The 19,785-nt window shown below is 38.6% G+C and carries 20 protein-coding genes; 6 read left to right on the top strand and 14 right to left on the bottom strand.

From position 1 onward, the window contains the following. Positions 1-26: 26 nt before the first annotated feature. The 4 genes from ettA to holA all read right to left on the bottom strand — a co-directional run bounded on the left by ettA (position 27) and on the right by holA (position 4,373). A complete protein-coding gene (gene ettA / locus SK086_RS09830) occupies positions 27-1,721 on the bottom strand; it encodes an energy-dependent translational throttle protein EttA (protein ID WP_324691308.1) in 1,695 nt (564 codons plus the stop codon). Positions 1,722-1,772: 51 nt separating this feature from the next. Next, the gene (locus tag SK086_RS09825) at positions 1,773-1,955 is read right to left on the bottom strand and encodes a CAL67264 family membrane protein (RefSeq protein ID WP_290873761.1); all 183 of its coding nucleotides are present in this window, start codon (positions 1,953-1,955) and stop codon (positions 1,773-1,775) included. Between the two features lie 88 nt (positions 1,956-2,043). Next, the gene (locus SK086_RS09820; protein WP_324691305.1) at positions 2,044-3,318 is read right to left on the bottom strand and encodes a metal-dependent hydrolase family protein; all 1,275 of its coding nucleotides are present in this window, start codon (positions 3,316-3,318) and stop codon (positions 2,044-2,046) included. Between the two features lie 50 nt (positions 3,319-3,368). Then, on the bottom strand, positions 3,369-4,373 hold the full coding sequence (gene holA / locus SK086_RS09815; protein ID WP_324691304.1) for a DNA polymerase III subunit delta: 1,005 nt from the start codon (positions 4,371-4,373) through the stop codon (positions 3,369-3,371). A gap of 53 nt (positions 4,374-4,426) precedes the next feature. On the opposite strand from holA, the gene SK086_RS09810 reads away from it, so the two are divergent. The 4 genes from SK086_RS09810 to SK086_RS09795 all read left to right on the top strand — a co-directional run bounded on the left by SK086_RS09810 (position 4,427) and on the right by SK086_RS09795 (position 7,746). After that, positions 4,427-4,873, top strand: coding sequence for a type I restriction enzyme HsdR N-terminal domain-containing protein (locus SK086_RS09810; protein ID WP_324691303.1), 447 nt, complete (start codon positions 4,427-4,429; stop codon positions 4,871-4,873). Positions 4,874-4,884: 11 nt separating this feature from the next. Next, positions 4,885-5,823 (top strand): hypothetical protein, encoded by a 939-nt coding sequence (locus SK086_RS09805; protein ID WP_324691302.1) that lies wholly within the window; start codon positions 4,885-4,887, stop codon positions 5,821-5,823. Between the two features lie 12 nt (positions 5,824-5,835). Beyond that, positions 5,836-6,825 carry a glycosyltransferase family 2 protein gene (locus tag SK086_RS09800; protein ID WP_324691300.1) on the top strand — a complete coding sequence of 330 codons (990 nt, stop codon included), beginning with the start codon at positions 5,836-5,838 and terminating at the stop codon, positions 6,823-6,825. Positions 6,826-6,906: 81 nt separating this feature from the next. Beyond that, on the top strand, positions 6,907-7,746 hold the full coding sequence (locus SK086_RS09795; protein ID WP_290873779.1) for an OmpA/MotB family protein: 840 nt from the start codon (positions 6,907-6,909) through the stop codon (positions 7,744-7,746). Between the two features lie 51 nt (positions 7,747-7,797). On the opposite strand, the gene SK086_RS09790 is transcribed toward SK086_RS09795, so the two are convergent. From SK086_RS09790 to SK086_RS09780, 3 genes are all read right to left on the bottom strand, one after another. Next, on the bottom strand, positions 7,798-8,820 hold the full coding sequence (locus tag SK086_RS09790) for a carboxypeptidase-like regulatory domain-containing protein (RefSeq protein ID WP_324691298.1): 1,023 nt from the start codon (positions 8,818-8,820) through the stop codon (positions 7,798-7,800). Position 8,821: 1 nt separating this feature from the next. Next, on the bottom strand, positions 8,822-9,442 hold the full coding sequence (locus SK086_RS09785) for an L-threonylcarbamoyladenylate synthase (protein ID WP_324691297.1): 621 nt from the start codon (positions 9,440-9,442) through the stop codon (positions 8,822-8,824). Positions 9,443-9,505: 63 nt separating this feature from the next. Next, complete coding sequence (locus SK086_RS09780) at positions 9,506-11,836, bottom strand: ATP-dependent helicase (protein WP_324691295.1); 2,331 nt, start codon at positions 11,834-11,836, stop codon at positions 9,506-9,508. Positions 11,837-11,978: 142 nt separating this feature from the next. Between SK086_RS09780 and SK086_RS09775 the strand changes: the two genes are divergently transcribed. Beyond that, positions 11,979-12,503, top strand: a complete 525-nt coding sequence (locus SK086_RS09775) for a DUF7935 family protein (protein WP_290873790.1) — start codon at positions 11,979-11,981, stop codon at positions 12,501-12,503. 29 nt (positions 12,504-12,532) lie between these two features. On the opposite strand, the gene SK086_RS09770 is transcribed toward SK086_RS09775, so the two are convergent. The 4 genes from SK086_RS09770 to SK086_RS09755 form a co-directional block, all read right to left on the bottom strand. Then, positions 12,533-14,524, bottom strand: a complete 1,992-nt coding sequence (locus tag SK086_RS09770; RefSeq protein ID WP_324691293.1) for a protein-disulfide reductase DsbD family protein — start codon at positions 14,522-14,524, stop codon at positions 12,533-12,535. Beyond that, positions 14,524-15,834: a tRNA lysidine(34) synthetase TilS gene (gene tilS / locus SK086_RS09765; protein WP_324691291.1), complete on the bottom strand. Its 1,311-nt coding sequence runs from the start codon at positions 15,832-15,834 to the stop codon at positions 14,524-14,526. The genes SK086_RS09770 and tilS overlap by 1 nt, the downstream gene beginning before the upstream one ends. A 35-nt stretch (positions 15,835-15,869) precedes the next feature. Then, a complete protein-coding gene (locus tag SK086_RS09760; protein WP_324691289.1) occupies positions 15,870-16,223 on the bottom strand; it encodes a four helix bundle protein in 354 nt (117 codons plus the stop codon). 64 nt (positions 16,224-16,287) lie between these two features. After that, the gene (locus SK086_RS09755) at positions 16,288-17,598 is read right to left on the bottom strand and encodes an anthranilate synthase component I family protein (protein WP_324691288.1); all 1,311 of its coding nucleotides are present in this window, start codon (positions 17,596-17,598) and stop codon (positions 16,288-16,290) included. Between the two features lie 159 nt (positions 17,599-17,757). Between SK086_RS09755 and SK086_RS09750 the strand changes: the two genes are divergently transcribed. Beyond that, the gene (locus tag SK086_RS09750; RefSeq protein ID WP_290873803.1) at positions 17,758-18,132 is read left to right on the top strand and encodes a DoxX family protein; all 375 of its coding nucleotides are present in this window, start codon (positions 17,758-17,760) and stop codon (positions 18,130-18,132) included. Positions 18,133-18,163: 31 nt separating this feature from the next. Here the strand turns inward: SK086_RS09750 and SK086_RS09745 are convergent, their stop codons facing one another. The 3 genes from SK086_RS09745 to SK086_RS09735 form a co-directional block, all read right to left on the bottom strand. Continuing rightward, positions 18,164-18,421: a DUF6952 family protein gene (locus tag SK086_RS09745; RefSeq protein WP_290873806.1), complete on the bottom strand. Its 258-nt coding sequence runs from the start codon at positions 18,419-18,421 to the stop codon at positions 18,164-18,166. 129 nt (positions 18,422-18,550) lie between these two features. Next, a complete protein-coding gene (locus SK086_RS09740) occupies positions 18,551-18,859 on the bottom strand; it encodes a thioredoxin family protein (RefSeq protein ID WP_324691285.1) in 309 nt (102 codons plus the stop codon). Between the two features lie 82 nt (positions 18,860-18,941). Then, positions 18,942-19,577, bottom strand: coding sequence for a peroxiredoxin (locus tag SK086_RS09735; protein ID WP_324691283.1), 636 nt, complete (start codon positions 19,575-19,577; stop codon positions 18,942-18,944). Positions 19,578-19,785: the final 208 nt, after the last annotated feature.

Here is a 19,785-nt window from a genome sequence, read left to right as displayed (position 1 = left end):
TGTATCAGGATTTTATAAGTTAACTGTTAATTTCTAATCAACTTTCTATATTTAATACGCTTAGGTGTTGCATCGGCACCCAAACGTTTTTTCTTGTTCTCTTCGTATTCAGAGAAACCACCTTCAAAATAGTATACTTCCGAGTTGCCTTCAAAAGCCAAAATATGCGTACAGATTCTGTCTAAGAACCAACGGTCGTGACTAATCACTACAGCACATCCTGCAAAATTTTCCAAACCTTCCTCCAAAGCTCGTAAAGTATTCACGTCTAGGTCGTTGGTTGGCTCATCTAACAACAATACGTTGCCTTCTTCTTTCAAGGTCATGGCCAAATGCAAGCGATTACGCTCACCACCGGAAAGTGCTGACACTTTTTTATTTTGGTCACTACCGCCAAAGTTGAAACGCGACAAATAGGCTCTGGAATTTACTTGTCTTCCACCCATCATAATCAATTCTTGTCCGTCGCAGAAATTTTCCCAAATGGATTTGTTCGGATCGATATTGGAATGCGTTTGATCAACATAGGCAATTTTTACGGTATCACCTATCGTAAACTCACCGGCATCCGGTTTTTCTTCGCCCATAATCATTCGGAAAATAGTGGATTTTCCGGCACCGTTTGGTCCGATAATACCAACAATTCCGGCCTGTGGTAACGTAAAGTTTAAGTTGTCATACAACAATTTATCACCAAACGCTTTGGCTACACCTTTGGCTTCGATTACGTTAGTTCCTAATCTCGGTCCGTTTGGAATATAGATTTCCAATTTCTCGTCGAGTTCTTTTTGGTCTTCGTTTAAGAGTTTGTCGTAATTCTGCAAACGCGCCTTTTGCTTGGTTTGTCTTCCTTTAGCACCCTGGCGAACCCAATCTAATTCGCGTTCTAATGTTTTTCTTCTTTTGGAAGCTACTTTTTCTTCTTGCTCTAAACGTTTTGATTTTTGGTCTAACCAAGAAGAATAATTGCCTTTCCAAGGAATACCTTCACCCCTGTCCAATTCCAAAATCCATCCGGCTACATTGTCTAAGAAATAACGGTCGTGCGTAACAGCAATTACTGTTCCTGAATATTGTGCTAAATGTTGCTCTAACCAAAGTACGCTTTCCGCATCCAAGTGGTTGGTTGGCTCATCCAACAACAACACATCCGGTTGTTGTAATAGCAAACGACATAAGGCAACCCTTCTCTTTTCACCACCGGACAACACACTGATCGGCATGTCGCCTTCCGGCGTGCGAAGCGCATCCATAGCCACTTCTAATTTGTTATCAATTTCCCAGGCACCGGCAGCGTCTATCTTGTCTTGTAATTCGGCTTGTCTGTCCATGAGTTTCTGCATCTTATCGGCGTCCTCATACACTTCAGGTAACCCGAACATATCGTTAATTTTATTGAACTCATCCAAAATCGCCATAGTCTCGGCTACGCCTTCGCGAACCACTTCGATTACTGTTTTGCTTTCATCCAACTGCGGCTCTTGTTCTAAGTAACCCACGGTGTAACCCGGTTGGAAAACGACATCACCTTGGTAGTTTTTGTCAACACCCGCAATGATGCGCAACAAAGACGATTTTCCGGAGCCGTTTAAACCCAAGATTCCGATTTTAGCGCCGTAAAAGAAACTCAAATAAATATTTTTAAGCACTTGTTTGTCGCTGCCCTGATAGGATTTGCTCACACGTTGCATGGAGAAAATCACTTTTTTATCATCTGACATAATTTGTGAATTGTTAAAATTGTTAGTTTAAAATATTGCTTTTTGATTCCGTTATACGCGTCCTTTAAGAGAACTGAACACCCAAGCATTAGCCAAAAAGCCAACGCCAACAGCGCCAAATCCCCAACCGGCCACATCGGCGTAACGGTATACACCGAGACCGATTAAAATAAGTCCCATTACAATCATGATAAAAGTGGCCCAGCCTAAAACTGTATTTTTGTTCATTGCCATAGTTTTGTGGTTTTGATTTTCGGACGACAAATATCGTTAAAAATTATAAATTATGGGGCAAATAATTAACGGTTTATCGTGTAAAAACCTATTTGAAAACCACGCCTTCTTTCATGACAAAAACAACATTCAATACCGCGCTTACGTTTAGTGCAGGATCATCTTCAGTAGCGATGATATCTGCTAAAAACCCAGGCGCAATAACCCCAATTTTTTTATCCATGTCCAACAACATCGCATTGGTAACTGTAGCGGCCTGAAGGACTTTCATAAAAGGCATTCCTGCTTCAGTCATGTAGATAAACTCTTTAGCGTTTTGGCCGTGTTCAAACACTCCGGCATCGGTACCGAAAGCAATGGGAACACCTCTTTTATACGCTTTGGCGAAAGTAGATTGAATTCGCGGGCCAATAGCCAAGGCTTTAGGTACAACGATAGCCGGATAGTAATCTGGTTTCAAAGCATTTTCAGCTACGGCTTTTCCCGCAGTAATGGTTGGCACCAGATACGCATTGTTCTTTATCATTAAGTCCATTGTAGTTTCGCTCATTTCCGTACCGTGTTCGATGGTTTTTACACCACATTTCACGGCACGTTGCATGCCTTCGTCACCGTGAGCATGAGCCGCTACTTTCATTCCGTAATCTTTTGCGGTGTTAACAATAGCGGTGATTTCTTCTTCTGTAAATTGTGGATTAGAGCCGCTTTTGGCAACACTCAATACGCCACCTGTGGCAGTTATTTTGATCCAATCGGCACCATTTTTATAGCGCTGACGTACGGCTTGTCTAGCTTCATCAACACTGTTTATTACTCCTTCTTTCGGGCCGGGATTGCCCATCAATTCTTTTTTAAATCCGCTGGTCGGATCGGCATGACCTCCGGTAGTGGCAATAGATTTTTCGGCTGTGAAAATTCGGGGACCAACGACTAAGCCTTTATTAATGGCGTTTCTAAGCGAGACGTTCACACCGGTACCGCCTAAATCCCGAACCGTGGTAAACCCTGCCATGAGCGTAGTTTTAGCCAATACTTCGGCATTGTACGCTACATCGGCATCGTTAAGTGTAAAGCGTTCAAGATACTCTTTAGGGCTGGTTTCGCTTTCCAAATGCACGTGCATATCAATCCAACCCGGCATCACGGTTTTCGATTTTAAATCGATTATTTTGGTATCGCTTTCGGTAGGTACTACAAAACCATCTTGAATGTTTTTGATGAGTTTATCACTCACCACTATCGTTTTATTAGTTAGTACTTTTCCGTTTTGAGTGTCGATTAATTTACCACAGTAAATATAAGTTTCCTGGGCATTGCCCATCAAAAGGGTAAACAAAGAACAAAAGAGTATTATTTTTTTCATAAAAGATATTTTATTGAACTGTATGATTCGTTATTGAAAATCAAATTCACTCAGGTAAAGATACTCAACAACATCTCTTTGTAGAGCTCAGCATCGTTTAAATTAGCAGCGCCTACTCCTTTACTTTTTACATCAATGCCTCGCAAAGCCGCAACTATACTGCTGACTTTTCGCATCGGGAATCGTTTAGACGCTTCGATATAATCATTAACAAAGTAAGGATTCACTTTAAGTACTTTGGCTACATTTCCCGGCGATTTGTCTTTTAAGCCATGGTATTGTAATAAGGCTGAAAAGAAAGAGAATACCTGACCGTTGACCAAAACCATTGGATTTTCTTTTGCATTTTGAGCAAAATAAGTGGCTATTTGATGAGCTTTGGCCTTATTGCCTTCACCTATGGCTTTTCGGAATTCAAACACATTGAAGTCTTTGCTGAATCCGATATTTTCTTCAATATGATTCGGAGTAATGGTACTTCCTTTAGGCAATATTATTTCGAGTTTATTAAGTTCGTTGGCAATGCGACTCAAATCGTTTCCTAAAAAAGCCACCAGCATGGCATTGGCTTTGGGTTCGATGTTGTAACCTCTGCCTTGTAAAACCCGGTTGATCCATTGACCAACCTGATTTTCATACATTTTCTTGCTTTCATAAACCAATCCGTGTTTTTCCAGTGTTTTGGTTACCTTTTTGCGTTTGTCTAATGTTTTGTACTTGTAAGCGAAAACCAAAACCGTAGTAGGTTGCGGATTTTGAGCATAAGCTTCCAACTTATCAATGGTTTTAGCCAAGTCTTGGGCTTCTTTAACAATCACCACTTGTCGTTCAGCCATCATGGGAAAGCGTTTGGCATTAGATACGATTTCGTCAATGGATGTGTCACGTCCGTAAAGTACAATTTGGTTGAATCCTTTTTCGTCTTCCGACAACAAACTATTCTCCAAATACTCCGTAATACGGTCAATATAATACGGTTCTTCACCCATTAAAAAATAAATTGGCTTGATTTTTCCGGCTTTGATATCGTTGATAATCTTAACTACTTCGTCCAAAATAAGTTGGTTTAGTTGTTGGTATTTTGCTTTATTGACAGTAACTTCGTGAAATGCAAAAATTGAATTTCCCTGACTATTCGTTTCGCCTCAAAAATAGTGAAAATAAAGTGTCTATTTTTGATGAAATCCGGAAAAAGTTTATTCTGTTGACTCCCGAAGAATGGGTTCGTCAACATACGATTCAGTTTTTGTTGCAAGAAAAAAAATACCCAAAATCCTACATTAGCGCAGAAAAAACCATTACCCTAAATGGTACAAAAAAACGGTATGACTTGGTGGTTTTTAAACCTAATGGCGAATTGTTTCTCTTAGTAGAATGCAAAGCCCCTGAAGTGACGATTACCCAACAAACTTTTGATCAAATTGCGCGTTACAACTTAAAATTGAACGCTGATTACTTGATGGTAACCAACGGAGTAAATCATTACTTTTGCGAAATGAATCTGGAAGAAGAAAAGTATATTTTTCTAAAGGAACTACCGGAATACCAACAATAACATTCCTTAAAATGATACTGCTTAGAAAATCATACTTCTTAATCGCTTTACCGTTCATGGTTATTTCTTGTAAAAAAGAGATCACTCCCAAAAAGAACGAATCCATAAAAACAGACACTGTTTACTCGGAAACCACAGTAGATACCACTACTTCGGGAACCAAAGAAACCTTACTTCAAAAAGTAGACTACGCCATTTGGTCAATGGGAAATCTTGAGGAATATTTTCTAAACAAATTATCAAAAGCTACTAACAAAAGTCAAGGCAATGAAATATACGAAGAATACGTTGAAAGTATGGAAAATCGCATTAAAAATTTTAACGAATTGGAAGCCGACTTCTTAGCGATTTATACCAACTACTACGAACACGAAAAAGACCAATATATTTTTCCGGACTCCTTACAACAACATGTGGATTTGTTTAAAAAATCTGAACTTGAATTTTGGGAAATCGGTGAAGGTTTTGTAGAAATTCGATACCAACCTTATCACTATTACAATATGTTTAAGGGAAAAGTGACGGATGACTATGAGTACTTTTTGAAAAATGAAGCCAAAGAAAACACCGTATTATACAGCGCAGATGCTGGTATATTAATCAGTCCGGAAGATGTGGGCAACCGTGTATTGACTTGGGAAAGATTCATCAATCAGTATCCGAAGAGTGCTTTGTTGGAAGTCGCCACTAAATTGTATCAAGAGTATTGTTATGATTACTTGATGGGTATGGAAAACACCAGAACGATTGACTATTCCAATGGAAACTTGGAATCCGAAAACCAAACGGAATTTAATCGTTTTATGCGTAAAAATCCACTGTCACCTACTACCAAAATCATCAAAGCTTTTTTAAAACAAGCCGATGCCAATCCGGATTATGAAGCCCTTGACAAATGGGTTAAAAAAGCGCTGAATATTCAACCGGTTATTATTCCGAATGAACCTTAATATCGAAAAACCTTGAAAAAAATAGCAGTTGTCATATTGAATTGGAACGGAGCAAAATTGTTGGAACAGTTTCTGCCTTCGGTCGTTGCGTATTCTGAAGAAGCTACAATTTATGTGGCCGATAATGCTTCGACGGATACTTCCATCGAAATCATTCAATCGAAATTTCCTCAGATTACCATCATTAAAAACGAAGGCAATTACGGTTTTGCCAAAGGCTATAATGTGGCTTTACAACAAGTGGAAGAAGACTACTATGCCTTAGTGAATTCTGATATTGAAGTTACCGAAAATTGGCTCGCTCCTATACTGTCTGTTTTTGATAACGAAGCCAACGTTGGTATTATCCAACCCAAAATTTTAGATTACAAAAACAAAGCTTACTTTGAATATGCCGGTGCTGCCGGTGGTTACATCGACCAATTCGGCTATCCATACTGTCGCGGAAGAATGTTTGACACCCTAGAAAAAGACCAAGGCCAATACAATGATGACGTGGATATTTTTTGGGCCAGTGGAGCTTGTTTGTTCATCCGAAAAGATATTTACAGAAAACTGAATGGTTTTGACGATGATTTCTTTGCTCATCAGGAGGAAATTGATTTGTGTTGGCGTGCTTTCAACTTGGGTTATACGGCAAGATATACTTCAAAATCGGTAGTGTATCACGTGGGCGGCGCTACGTTAAACGAAGGCAATCCGAGAAAAACCTTTTTGAACTTTCGGAATTCATTGTTGATGTTGACCAAAAATTTACCCGAACGCAAACTGTTTATCATCCTGTTTTTGCGTTTGTGTTTGGATGGACTAGCCGGTATTCAATTTATTTTGAAAGGAAAATTCAAACATTGTTGGGCTATTGTTAAAGCACATTTTGCTTTTTATGGTCTGATAAACAAAAACTTAAAGAAAAGAAACTCCAAAAACAGGTCTGATTATTACCGAAGCAAAAGTATCGTTTACCAATACTTTGTCAAGAACGGCAAGGTTTTTGAGCCTTGATTTTAACAAGAGTTTATCATTCCCTACGATTGTTAAAATTTAAAATAATAGTACTTTTGTTAAAATTTTAATCCCAGACTTATGAGAAAAGTGATTTTTGCCCTTTCATTGGCCACATTGACGTTGACTTCCTGCGGAACGAAGAAAAAAATTGCCGCTTTAGAAGCCCAAAACAAAGAATGTCAGGACTTATTGAATTCAACTACGGTTAAATTAAATTTGTGTCTTTCTGAAAAAGAGGCGTTATCCAAACAAAATGAGTATCTGAAACAAAACAATTCCGATTTGATCAACAATCAGAAAGAATTGACTATGTTGACTTCCAAAGGTGCCCAAAACTTAGAGAAATCTTTGGAAAGCTTGAAAGAAAAGGATTTGAAAATTTCCCGTTTGCAAGATGCGCTCACTCGCAAAGACAGCGTAACCTTAGCTTTGGTAACCAGCTTGAAAAGTTCAGTAGGTATTTCCGATCCGGACATTGAAGTAAACGTTGACAAAGGTGTTGTATTCATCTCTATTGCCGATAAATTGTTATTCAAAAGCGGTAGCTATGTAGTAAGCGATAAAGCCAAAGAAGTGTTGGCTAAAGTAGCTAAAGTCATTAACGATAAACCTACTTTTGAATGTATGGTGGAAGGTCATACCGATAACGTTCCTTTTACCGGAAATGCTATTCTTTTGGACAACTGGGATTTGAGCGTGAAACGTTCTACAGCGATAGTGCGCGTATTAACCAAAGACTTAAATGTCAACCCGAAACAACTAATTGCAGCCGGACGCGGAGAATTCATTCCGTTGGTTGAAAATAACTCTGCTGCCAATCGTTCTGTAAACAGAAGAACACGTATCGTGATTTTACCTAAAATTGACGAGTTCTACGAAATGATTGAAAAAGAAATGAAAGCGCAGAAAGGACAATAAACTGCGATACTAAATAATACAAAAAGCGTCTTGAAATTCAGGGCGCTTTTTTTATAATCCGTAATTCAGCGGCAAAGTATCGCCTAAACGTTTGAACTGAATGGCTCCTGAAAATGCTACATCTCGTGGGTTCAAAATATTGCCAAAACTGTCTATTAAGATGGCATCGGAATAAAAATAAACACTGGATTGGAATTTCTCATCAAACAAAAGTCCGAAAACAGCCGTAATATTGGTTCCTTTCAATTCCGGGAATTGCTGTTTTCTGACTAAGACCTTAAAATTATCTTCTTCCTTGTATACTGTAAAATGATTCACCGGACTAGTTAAACCGCCTTTTACAAATAACTGGAAACTGTCTTTTCCCCACGAATAATTGGCCAAACATCTGAAAAAATGAGTTGGTGAACCTTCATAAGCTTTGGCACGGTTTCGTTGAACAGTTGCGGAACTTTTAATTTCTTCAAATCGAGTGTAACCGGCATAAAAACTATTGGTAACAGCATGTGGATGCAAAGTAATTCCATTAAACTGAACTTCAAAATCAACTAATTCGTAATTGATTTTGTACCCTAAAGAGTTATTGATAATCAGCAATGGCTTATCAGAGTAGGCTTTCAGCATCCTTTTCTCTTCATCATACTCCAGCTCGATGTCGTCTTCGTTTTCAATAACAGTTTTTAAACCAAAAGATGTAATGCCCAAAAAGCGTTCTTTAAAAATAGCCATCTTTTCTTTTCGGGTGAAACGGTCTTTTTTGATGACGACTTCTCTTAAAGAGTTGGTAGACTGTTTCATAATGATTTTCAAAGATTCCCCAACACTGTAGTTTTCAGCATAAGCAGTAACATAGCCCATATAGCTCACCACTATGGGACGCTTTATTTTGGGTTCATAAATGATATTGAAATTGCCTTCTTCATCAGTTAAAGTAGCCAAAGTAGTGCCTTCATAATATACTGTAGCCGAAGGTAAAGGCTGTTGCGCTTCGTCTACTACTTTCCCTTTGATGTATTGCGAAAAAACATCTGCAGTACACAATAAAATCAGTCCGAAAAGCAAACGTTGTATCATCTTAAAAAATATCAGGATCGCCTTTGCCTTCTCGTACCACTATCGGTTCATATCCGGACAAATCGATTATAGTTGAACCAATATTATCGCCATAACCGCCGTCTATTACCAAATCGACTTTGTTTTGCCATTTTTCAAAGATTAATTCCGGATCAGTAGAATATTCCAAAACCTCATCTTCGTCGTGGATGGAAGTCGAAACAATCGGATTGCCCAACATTCTTACTATCTCTCGTGCGATATTATTATCAGGCACACGAATACCGACTGTTTTCTTTTTACGGAATTCTTTTGGCAAATCGTTATTCCCCGGAAGAATAAAAGTATATGGACCAGGAAGTGTTCTCTTCAAAATTTTAAAAGTGGTTGTATCAATCTGACGAACGTAATCCGATAAATTACTCAAATCGTAACACACGAACGAAAAATTGGCTTTTTCCAGTTTTATTCCTTTGATTTTGGCGATGCGTTCCAAAGCTCTGGAATTGGTAATGTCACAACCCAAACCGTACACAGTATCGGTAGGATAAATGACCAAACCACCGTCACGAAGGACTTCCACTACCTTTTTTATAGCGGCTTCGCTGGGTTTGTCTTCGTATATTTTAATGAATTCGGCCATTTTTTTTGATTGTTAGACTTCTTAGATTATTAGACCTTTTAGATAATATAGTATTAAAAAAAGTTATCCTATAACATCAAGTTTGGCAAAGCGCAACAACAATTTTTTTATGCCGCCAACTTCAAACTTGATTTCTGCTTTTCTGTCAGCACCAACGCCTTCCATATTCACGATTTCTCCTCTACCGAATCGTTCGTGCATCACAACGTTGCCTACGGCTAATTTGTTATCGAATAAGTTGCCTGCTGCCGGTGCTGAGCCCGAAACCGGTTTCAATTTACGAATATTTGCTGAAGATGACGGTTCTTCTCCGTAGGTTTTTGGCGGAATGCCGGCTACCGGTTTGGACAATCGCAATTTTGATTTGTCGATATCCCCGAAAATATCTAAGTCGATGCTCGGTTTATACGTATAACCGCCACGATCCATTGGGTTGATGTATTCCAAATATTGGTCGTCTATTTCTTCAATAAAACGCGATGGTTCGGCATCGGTGAGTTTACCCCAACGGTAGCGTGATTGGGCATAAGTCAGATACGCTTGGTGTTCGGCACGCGTCAAGGCTACATAAAACAAGCGGCGTTCTTCTTCCAATTCGCTGCGTGTATTCAAACTCATGGCACTCGGAAACAAATCTTCTTCCATCCCAACCACAAACACATACGGAAATTCAAGTCCTTTAGCCAAGTGAATGGTCATCAATGCCACTCGGTCGTCATCACCGGTGTCGTTATCTAAGTCGGTGGCCAAAGCAACATCTTCCAAAAATTCGGATAAAGCACCGCGTGCGCCGTCAACTTCCTTCTGTCCTTCAATAAAATCCTTGATACCACCCATCAAGGTTTCGATGTTTTCGATACGAGCGATACCTTCGGGCGTGGCGTCTTTTTTGAGTTCCTGAATCAAACCGGTTTTTTTGGCCACGTGTTCGGTTAATACAAAAGCGTCTTGTTGCTCGTTAATTACCTGAAAACTCTTAATCATCGTAACGAAATCCTGTAACTTTTGCTTGGTACCGGCGTTGAGTTTTAAATCGATTTTATCAATGTGCTCCATTACTTCAAAAATGGAACGCTTGTAGTGATTGGCTGCTACGGTCAACTTTTCCACTGTAGTATCACCGATGCCGCGTGCCGGATAGTTGATAACACGCACCAAAGCTTCCTCGTCTTTCGGATTGATAACCAAGCGAAGGTAACTCAGTACGTCTTTGATTTCTTTGCGTTGGTAGAAAGACAAGCCGCCGTAAATACGATACGGAATGTCGCGTTTGCGCAAAGCATCTTCCATGGCTCGGGATTGCGCATTGGTTCGATACAAAATGGCAAACTGACCGTTCATGAGTTGGTTGCGCATTTTCTGTTCGAATATCTCTCCGGCTACAAATCGGCCTTCTTCCCCATCGGTTAAACTGCGGTGGACTTTAATTTTTGGACCAAAATCGTTCGCAGTCCAAACTACTTTGTCGAGTTTGGTTTTGTTTTTATCGATAATCGAATTGGCCGCTTCCACTATGTTTTTAGTCGAACGGTAGTTTTGCTCCAATCGATAGGTTTTTACGTTATCGTAATCTTTCTGAAAATTTAAAATGTTATTAATGTTGGCGCCGCGAAACGCGTAAATACTCTGCGCATCATCGCCGACCACACAAATATTCTGGAATCTGTCGGATAAAGCCCGAACAATCAAGTATTGCGAATGGTTGGTATCTTGGTACTCATCTACCAAAATGTATCGGAAACGGTCTTGATACTTCGCCAAAACATCCGGGAAACGATTAAGCAATTCGTTGGTTTTAAGCAATAAATCGTCAAAATCCATCGCGCCGCTTTTGAAACAACGTTCAACATAATTTTGATAAATTTCGCCCATACGCGGTTTTTTACTCATCGCATCGGCTTCCATCAACTCTGGATTGTTGAAATACGCTTTTACGGTAATCAAAGAGTTTTTATAGGATGATATTCGGCTGTAAACCTGTTTGGGTTTGTAGATGTCCTTGTCCAACTGCATTTCTTTGATGATGGCCGAAATCAAGCGCACACTGTCTTGCGTATCATAGATGGTAAAGTTCGACGGATAGCCCAATTTCTCTGCTTCGATGCGTAAAATCTTGGCAAAAACCGAGTGGAATGTTCCCATCCAAAGATTCTTGGCTTCGTTATTTCCCACGATATCAGCAATACGCTTTTTCATTTCGCGTGCGGCTTTGTTGGTAAAGGTTAAAGCCAAAATATTAAAAGCATCCACGCCTAAACTCATCAAATAGGAAATACGAACCGTTAAAACACGTGTTTTCCCCGAACCGGCTCCGGCAATAATAATCATCGGACCGTCTTTTTGAAAAACCGGTGCTTGTTGGGCTTCGTTGAGTTGGGCAATATATTGTTGCATTTCAGGTACTAAGTTACTAAGGTTCTGAGGCACTAAGGCTAATAATCGTAAAGGACAAATTTAAGGTTACTTATGCTGAATTGCAATACAGATTATGGCGTATTTCTATTATATTTGTCAACAATTTTTAGCAATTAATTCTATGAATGCAGATAAAATACTCGAGTTAATGATGTACACTGTACCATCGCTGGTAACCGGTGGTGTAGCGTATTATTTGTTTGACAGTTATTTCAAAGACCAACAGCATACCCGTCGTTGGTTGTTGCAAAAAGAAAATCAAAAACAAGCGTTGCCTTTGCGACTACAAGCTTATGAGAGAATGGCTTTGTTTTTAGAACGCATCAATCCTTCTAAATTGTTAATTCGTGTGGCGCCCTTAAGTACAAATAAAGAAGAGTACCAAAACCTCATCATTCGTCACATCGATCAAGAATTTGAGCACAATTTGACACAGCAAGTGTATATCTCCGATGAATGTTGGACGATGATTATCACTGCGAAAAATACCATCATTCAAAATATTAGAAAAGCTACTGCTGATGATAGTGTCAAAACCGCAGATGAATTGAGAGAAAAAATCTTGAGTAACTTATTGCAAGACGATGTTGCGACCAATGTAGCACTCGCCTTTTTGAAAAGTGAAGTCAGTGAAATTTTAGGATAAAAAAAGCCCCGAAAGAATCGGGGCTTTTTTTATTTGAATTTGGAAATACCATCCTTTAGCCAAGCTAAGTAGTCGTCTATATTTGGTGTGTAACTTATTGGCTCATTAAGCTTTTGTTCTTTTAAATCGGTTAAAACATAATACGGTTGCGTGTTTGTTTTGTAGCGGGTGATGATAAAATCTGTCCATTTGTTGCCAATGGTTACCACTTCCTTTCCGGTTTCTTTGGAAACATATTGTTGTTCTTTAGGCAATTCACGTTTGTCATCTACATATAGTGAAATTAACACTACGTCGTTTTTGAGTACACTCAGCACTTTTTCATCCGACCAAACATTGATTTCCATTTTGCGGCAATTCACACAAGCAAATCCGGTAAAATCTAACATCACTGGTTTATTTACCTCTTTGGCGTAAGCCAAACCTTTGTCGTAATCGGTGAAAGTTATGATACCGTGTTCTCCTACTTTGGCGCCATCGGGTAAGTCGCTTTTGGAAGTTTCAACCGCTGCGCCTAAAAAACCTCTTGGGCTTTCGCTATAGGTTTGCGGTGGCGGGAATGCCGAAATTAATTTTAGCGGTGCGCCGAATAATCCCGGAATCATGTATACGGTAAAAGATAAAACCAATAAAGCCAGAGATAATCTTCCTACTGAAATATGGGTTGACGGACTGTCATGCGGCAAAGTAATTTTTCCGAATAAATACAATGCCCAAGCGCCGAAAATAGCAATCCAAATGGCTAAGAATACTTCTCTTTCCAACAAATGCAATTGCAACACCAAATCGGCATTAGATAAAAATTTAAAGGCAAAAGCCAACTCCAAAAAGCCCAATGAGACTTTAACAGAGTTCATCCAACCGCCTGATTTTGGCAGCGAATTCAACCAAGTTGGGAACAAGGCAAACAGCATAAATGGTAAGGCAATCGCTGAGGAGAAACCCAGCATCCCGACTATTGGGGCGATGCCGCCTTTGGAAGCCGATTCTACCAGTAAAGTTCCAACAATTGGACCGGTACAAGAAAACGAAACTATAGCCAAAGCCAGTGCCATGAAAAAGATGGCAACAACGCCTGATTTCCCCGCTTGTCGGTCAACTTTATTCGCCCAAGAATTAGGCAACATGATTTCGAAAGCACCCAAAAATGAGAAGGCAAAAAACACCAGAATAATGAAGAAAATAATATTAAAAGCCACTCCGGTAGACAACGCATTTAAAGCTTCGGCACCAAAAACACCTACAATAATCAATCCTAAAACGACATAAATTAAAATGATGGAAACCCCGTAGAATATAGCATTAGCAATTCCTTTTTGTCTGGTTCCGCTGTGTTTGGTGAAAAAGCTAACTGTCATTGGAATCATTGGAAACACACAAGGCGTTAACAAAGCCGCTAAACCGCCTAGAAAGGCTAAAAAGAAAATGGTCAACAAACCCTTTTGCTCTTCCGGTTTGGAATTTACCGGTGTTGCTGCCTTAGTAGAAGTTGATTCTTGAGCCGCTACTTGTGCTGTATCTACTGAAATAGTATCTGCTCCTTCGGGAGTAGCAACGGTCTCTGCAATAGTAACTTTAGGCAATTGAAACGTAAAGATATTGTCTTGATTGATGCACACTTCTTTACAAACCTGATAATCAACAGAGGCTTTTAGCGTAGTGAAATTCGGATTGGTTACCTTGATTTTTTGGGTAAACGTAGCTTTCTTTTCGAAATAGTATTCGTCTACTTCAAAAACATCGTTGTATTGTTTTTTATACGGACTTTCTTTGACTTTCCCAATCAATTCATAATTGCCCTTGGCGTCTTTGAATTTAAACTCCGCCGGCAACGGGCCGTTTTCAGGGGTGAACTGAGAATACACATGCCAATCGTCATCAATTTTGGCTTCCATAACCAAATTGAATTCGGTGTCACTGATTTTCTCTACTCTGCTCGACCATTTGACAGGATTGACCATTTGGCCTTGGGCAGTGAATAACGTTAAAAAACTCAAAAGCAAAAAAAGTACTTTCTTCATTAGGCTTCGTAATTAATTTGTAAAATTTTAGTGGTGTTGGCTGTAGGTTTAAACCTTTCATCGGCTCTTTTCCCTACAATCCAAACAATTTTATTGTCGGAACAAAGCAACCAAGCGTTGGCTTTATCCCAAAGCGAATATTTTTCGTCTTTAAAAAACTTGCTCAATTTCTTTTTCCCGGTCATTCCGGAAGGCTGAAAAACATCGCCTTCCTGCCAACGACGCAGGGTTAACGGAAACTGCAACAAAGCTTCATCGACAAAGATAACATTACTCGTTTGATTCGAAATGTCACTTACGTTACAAAAGCTCATTTTTAAGGGAACTTTAACGTCGGTTTGTTCCTTGGTAATCCAATACACTTCTTCACTGATGGTAGTTTGCTTCGGAAACAAGAGTAAAACGCCTCTGTTTTTGAGCAAAATATGCGACTCCGATAAGACTTGCTTACCCGATTGCGCTGCTAACAAATCGTATACAGCTGTCCAATCTGAAAAACCAAAAGGTCGCAACCATTCGTATAAATAAGCCTTGTAGTTAGCGTATTTCAGTAACTTTTTTAAATCAATTACTGTGTGATGCTCTTCCTCGGTTACAACAGATAGATACAAACTTTTCACAGCGTCTTCGGCTAAAGATTGGGTTTGTTTTAAATGAAGAACCGTATTTTCGAATGAAGAAAGTAAACTCGGATTAAGTGCTTTTAAAACCGGAATCACGTCGTGACGCAATTTGTTTCTCCAATACTTATCGGTGGCATTACTGCTGTCTTCTCTCCATTCAACATTATAATCTTGGGCAAAAACTTCGATATCATTTCGGGAGAAAACCAGCAACGGTCTGACAATCTTATCGTTTTGTTGTGGAATACCGGTAAAGCCTTCCATACCGGAACCTCGCGTAAAATTGATGAGAAAGGTTTCCAGACTATCGTCTAAATGATGTGCGGTTAAAATATAATCGAAATTGTGGTTGGCTAAAAGCGAATAAAACCATTCGTAGCGCAGGTTTCGGGCAACGACTTGAATGGATAATTTATGTTGGTCGGCAAAAGTTTGGGTATCGAATCTTTCAATGAAAACAGGCACTTGCATTTTTTCCGCATGCGATTTTACAAAAGCCTCATCTTCGTTGCTTTCTACGCCACGCAACTGAAAATTGCAATGCGCAATGGCAAAATCTAAATTCAATTGATGACAAAGATGGACCAAAACCATACTATCGATGCCACCGCTGACAGCCAATAATAACTTCTTTCCTTTAAGAAAAGAAAGGTTTGTATTGAGGTGGTTTTGGAATAGTTGAAACATATCTAAGTTCAAAGGGATTAGGGAAAAGTGATAAGTTATTCCTCTAATTTTTTTATTAACGAATTTAGCATTTTTTCTACTTCGATTGAAAGTTCTTTAATTTCTTTCAAATCATCAGATTTAATAAAGTTTAAGTTAACAGCTATTTCTAATTGAGTCTGATTTTCAAATAAAGAACCACGGACAATTTGTAAAAATCGAGCGTAATCTTTTTTATAATTTCTACCATATCCTTCTGCAATGTTAGAGGGAATGGAAATAGCACTTCTTTTGATTTGAGGTTTTAATCCAAATTTTTCATTCTCGGGTAAAACTAATACTAATTGGTAAATCAAGGTAACTAAACTCATTGACTTCTGCCAAACAATTAAATCTCTGTAACTTGTCATATATAACCATTAAGCTATTAACTGATCCCTTTTCCCTTTTCCCTTTTCCCTTTTCCCTTTTCTCTCAACTCAAAACTTCGAACATGGCCTTAGCTTTCAATAAGCATTCCTCATATTCTTGCTCCGGAACGGCTTGAGACGTAATGGCACTTCCCACTGAAAAAGACAAATATTCGTTCTCTGCATTATATAAAATACTTCGAATAACAACATTAAAATCGAAATCGTTATCCGGCGTAAAATACCCAATGGCACCGCTATACAAGCCGCGTTTGGTTGCTTCTAAATCTTCGATGATTTTCATGGCGGAAATTTTGGGTGCTCCGGTCATGCTGCCCATAGGAAACGTAGTTTTTAAAATTTCGATGGGTGAAGTAGCATCCTCCACTGTTGAAACTATAGTAGAAATCATCTGATGTACTTGCTCGAAAGAATAGATTTCGCATAACTCTTCCACGATTACCGAACCTTTAGTAGCGGTATGCGATAAATCGTTGCGCACCAAATCAACGATCATCACATTTTCTGAACGCTCTTTGGGATTTTGAGCCAATTCGGTTTTGGATTGCTCATCTGAGACTTTATCCGAATGACGTTTGGCCGTTCCTTTTATGGGTTGAGAAATGACTTTATTGCCTTCTTTTCTAAGATAGCGTTCGGGCGAGGCACACAATAAAAATTGATGGTTGTTTTTGAAATAGGTCGCAAACGGCGGACGCGAAATGGCATTCAACTTTTGGTAAATTTCCACCGGTTCAAGGTGAGCGTTTTCGGTATAAAACTCCATGCAAAAATTGGCTTCGTAGATATCGCCGCGATGGATGTGTGAGAGCATTTCGGTCACTTTTGCTAAATAGCTTTCTTTGGAAATGCGTTGTTGTATTTTGGATTGTTGCCCTTCGACTACGCTCAGGGTGACATTGTTGTTTGTGATTAGTTGTGGATAATTTGTTATTGCAGTAAAATCGGATTCGATTTCGTCGTCGCACAAGCGCAGATACTGAATTTCAAAAGTATTGCCTTTCAGCAAAAACAACTTTTTAGGTTGGAAAAAAAACAAATCGGGAAAGTCCAAACCATCAAAATTATTGGAATGCAGGTCTTCGATGTCGTTTTTTAGATCGTATGACAAATAGCCAAACAACCAATCTTTGGTTTGCTGTTGGTATTGCTTTACATCTTCAAAGGCATTAGCATAATCCGTTTTAATAGCGGTAAAAGCGTCCACAGCCAAGATACAATCATAGCTTGTATAGCGCTGTTGGTACTGATTGCTATCTAAAAAAACAACTTCGCGGAATTGTTGCGCCCAATGCAATAATTGGTTTTTAAGCCGGTTATTATCGTTGATTTCTTTTTGGATTACAGTTCTCAATTCGGTGGATTTTGAAATCCAAAAATACAATAAAAAAGATGTTTTTAAGACAGCATAGCTAAACCATTCAACTAACTGTTGTTGAAATAATTAAATCAAAAATAAACGACTGTTATTTTTTTGAGTAACTTTGATAGAACAACTTATAACTTTAAAACTATGAAATTAGCAACAACTATTATCCGAATTTTAATCGGACTCTTTTTACTGTTTGCCTCCATCAGTTTCTTTTTGAAATTAATGCCTGAAACTGAAGCTACGGGTAATTTCAAGGCTTTTAATGCCGGATTAGTAGCTTCTGTTTATCTGATTCCGTTAGCCAAGGCAGTGGAATTATTGTGTGGTTTATCGTATGTGACCGGAAAATATGTGAGCTTGGCCAACATAGTGATTTTACCGGTAACTTTAAACATACTGTTGATTAACTATTTTATGTCGCCTGAAACTTTACCCATAGCAGCATTGCTTTTCTTGGGTAATCTGTTTTTAATTTGGCGGTATTGGCACAATTACAAATCGGTTTTTACCCCTTAAAAAAACGTCCCGAAATCGGGACGTTTTTTTTTTATTTATCTATGGAACCTAATACGCGTTTCATAAAATCGTTTAAGGCTTCTTTTTTGTCTTTGCCTTCTTTGACCATTTTATTCACTTCGAGCGCGCCATACATATTGGAAATCAATTCGCCTATCACATCCAATTCTTCGTCTTTTAAGGAAGGAACTTCAGTTAAGGCTTCCAGTACTTCTATGGTTTCAATGATATAATCTTGATCATTCTCCTCAATAAATTGCGTCAAATGTTTGATTACGGGTAGTTTCATTTTTTTTGATTGTTAGATTTTTAGACTTCTTAGATTATTAGACTTCTTAGATTATTAGACAGTTTAGATTGTGGAATTTGTCGAATAGCTTCTAAGTTAGTCAAAGGTGTCTAACCGGTCTTAAATCTGTTATACAATTTCGTTTACCAATTCGGTCAAAACTTCAGCTTTGTTGGTTTGCGTTTGGTTGACCAATTTTCCGTTTACGAAAGTCGCAAAAGTTGGTAAATTAGACACGTTGGCTAATTTTCTGGATTCAGGAGCATTCTCTGCATCTACCAAAACAAAAGTCATTCCTTCATGTTGTGAAGCCAATACTTTGAATTTTGGTTTCATAATGCGACAATTGCCACACCAAGAAGCAGAATATTGCACTACGACTTTCTCGTTAGTATTTACTAAATTTTGTAACGTATCTTCGTTTAATTCGATTAACATAGCTTTAGAATTGCAATGAGAATAACAATGACAACACTCAATAATTCATATTGAACATTGCCATTGTTATTGTTATTGATAATTAGTTTTGGCTTAAATAAGCTGCAGTACTCAAACGGTCAGCGGTCATGGCTTCTTTACCTTCTTCCCAGTTAGCCGGACAAACTTCTCCTTTAGTTTGAACATGCGTGTAAGCATCAATCAAACGCAAATACTCGTTTACGTTTCTTCCTAATGGCATGTCGTTAACGCTTTCGTGGAAAATTTTTCCGGTTTCATCAATTAAGTATGTTGCTCTGAAGGTTACGTTAGAACCTTCTAAAATCTCATCGTTTAACTCGGCATCATAAACCCATTCTGCATCTAAAATATCCAAAGCAGCAGATAAGTTACGGGTAGTATCAGCCAATAGCGGATAAGTTACACCTTCGATACCACCGTTATTTTTAGCGGTATTCAACCAAGCGAAGTGCACTTCGTTAGTATCACATGAAGCACCGATTACGATAGTATTTCTTTTTTCAAACTCGGCTAAAGCAGTTTGGAAAGCGTGTAATTCTGTCGGACATACGAAAGTAAAGTCTTTCGGATACCAAAACAAAAGCACTTTTTTGTTGTTTTTGGTCGCTTCTTCAAGCACATTGATTCTCAAGTTATCTCCCATATAAGAGATAGCGTCTACAGTAATGTTGGGGAATTTTTTACCTACTAGTGACATAATTTGTATGGTTTAAAAAGTTATTTTTTTAGTGGCGCAAAAGTACTCTGTTACTACTTCATAAAAAAATACTATTGCATTGTATTTGCTTATGCAACCATAGTTTGTTAGGCTACGGCTAATTTGAGGGCAAACTTATTTAAAAAATGAGATTAAAAACATGATTTTTGTTATCTTATCTTATATTTGTTTTTTGCTTAACATAACA

This window comes from Flavobacterium cheonhonense (genome assembly GCF_035671315.1).
GTDB lineage: Bacteria > Bacteroidota > Bacteroidia > Flavobacteriales > Flavobacteriaceae > Flavobacterium > Flavobacterium cheonhonense.
This window is presented reverse-complemented; position numbering and strand designations above follow the sequence as displayed.

Bases quoted from the DNA above. Each gene is read 5' to 3' on its own strand.
- ettA (WP_324691308.1), bottom strand. From the start codon at position 1,721: ATGTCAGATGATAAAAAAGTGATTTTCTCCATGCAACGTGTGAGCAAA.
- SK086_RS09825 (WP_290873761.1), bottom strand. From the start codon at position 1,955: ATGGCAATGAACAAAAATACAGTTTTAGGCTGGGCCACTTTTATCATG.
- SK086_RS09820 (WP_324691305.1), bottom strand. From the start codon at position 3,318: ATGAAAAAAATAATACTCTTTTGTTCTTTGTTTACCCTTTTGATGGGC.
- SK086_RS09810 (WP_324691303.1), top strand. From the start codon at position 4,427: ATGCAAAAATTGAATTTCCCTGACTATTCGTTTCGCCTCAAAAATAGT.
- SK086_RS09805 (WP_324691302.1), top strand. From the start codon at position 4,885: ATGATACTGCTTAGAAAATCATACTTCTTAATCGCTTTACCGTTCATG.
- SK086_RS09795 (WP_290873779.1), top strand. From the start codon at position 6,907: ATGAGAAAAGTGATTTTTGCCCTTTCATTGGCCACATTGACGTTGACT.
- SK086_RS09790 (WP_324691298.1), bottom strand. From the start codon at position 8,820: ATGATACAACGTTTGCTTTTCGGACTGATTTTATTGTGTACTGCAGAT.
- SK086_RS09785 (WP_324691297.1), bottom strand. From the start codon at position 9,442: ATGGCCGAATTCATTAAAATATACGAAGACAAACCCAGCGAAGCCGCT.
- SK086_RS09780 (WP_324691295.1), bottom strand. From the start codon at position 11,836: ATGCAACAATATATTGCCCAACTCAACGAAGCCCAACAAGCACCGGTT.
- SK086_RS09775 (WP_290873790.1), top strand. From the start codon at position 11,979: ATGAATGCAGATAAAATACTCGAGTTAATGATGTACACTGTACCATCG.
- SK086_RS09770 (WP_324691293.1), bottom strand. From the start codon at position 14,524: ATGAAGAAAGTACTTTTTTTGCTTTTGAGTTTTTTAACGTTATTCACT.
- tilS (WP_324691291.1), bottom strand. From the start codon at position 15,834: ATGTTTCAACTATTCCAAAACCACCTCAATACAAACCTTTCTTTTCTT.
- SK086_RS09760 (WP_324691289.1), bottom strand. From the start codon at position 16,223: ATGACAAGTTACAGAGATTTAATTGTTTGGCAGAAGTCAATGAGTTTA.
- SK086_RS09750 (WP_290873803.1), top strand. From the start codon at position 17,758: ATGAAATTAGCAACAACTATTATCCGAATTTTAATCGGACTCTTTTTA.
- SK086_RS09745 (WP_290873806.1), bottom strand. From the start codon at position 18,421: ATGAAACTACCCGTAATCAAACATTTGACGCAATTTATTGAGGAGAAT.
- SK086_RS09740 (WP_324691285.1), bottom strand. From the start codon at position 18,859: ATGTTAATCGAATTAAACGAAGATACGTTACAAAATTTAGTAAATACT.
- SK086_RS09735 (WP_324691283.1), bottom strand. From the start codon at position 19,577: ATGTCACTAGTAGGTAAAAAATTCCCCAACATTACTGTAGACGCTATC.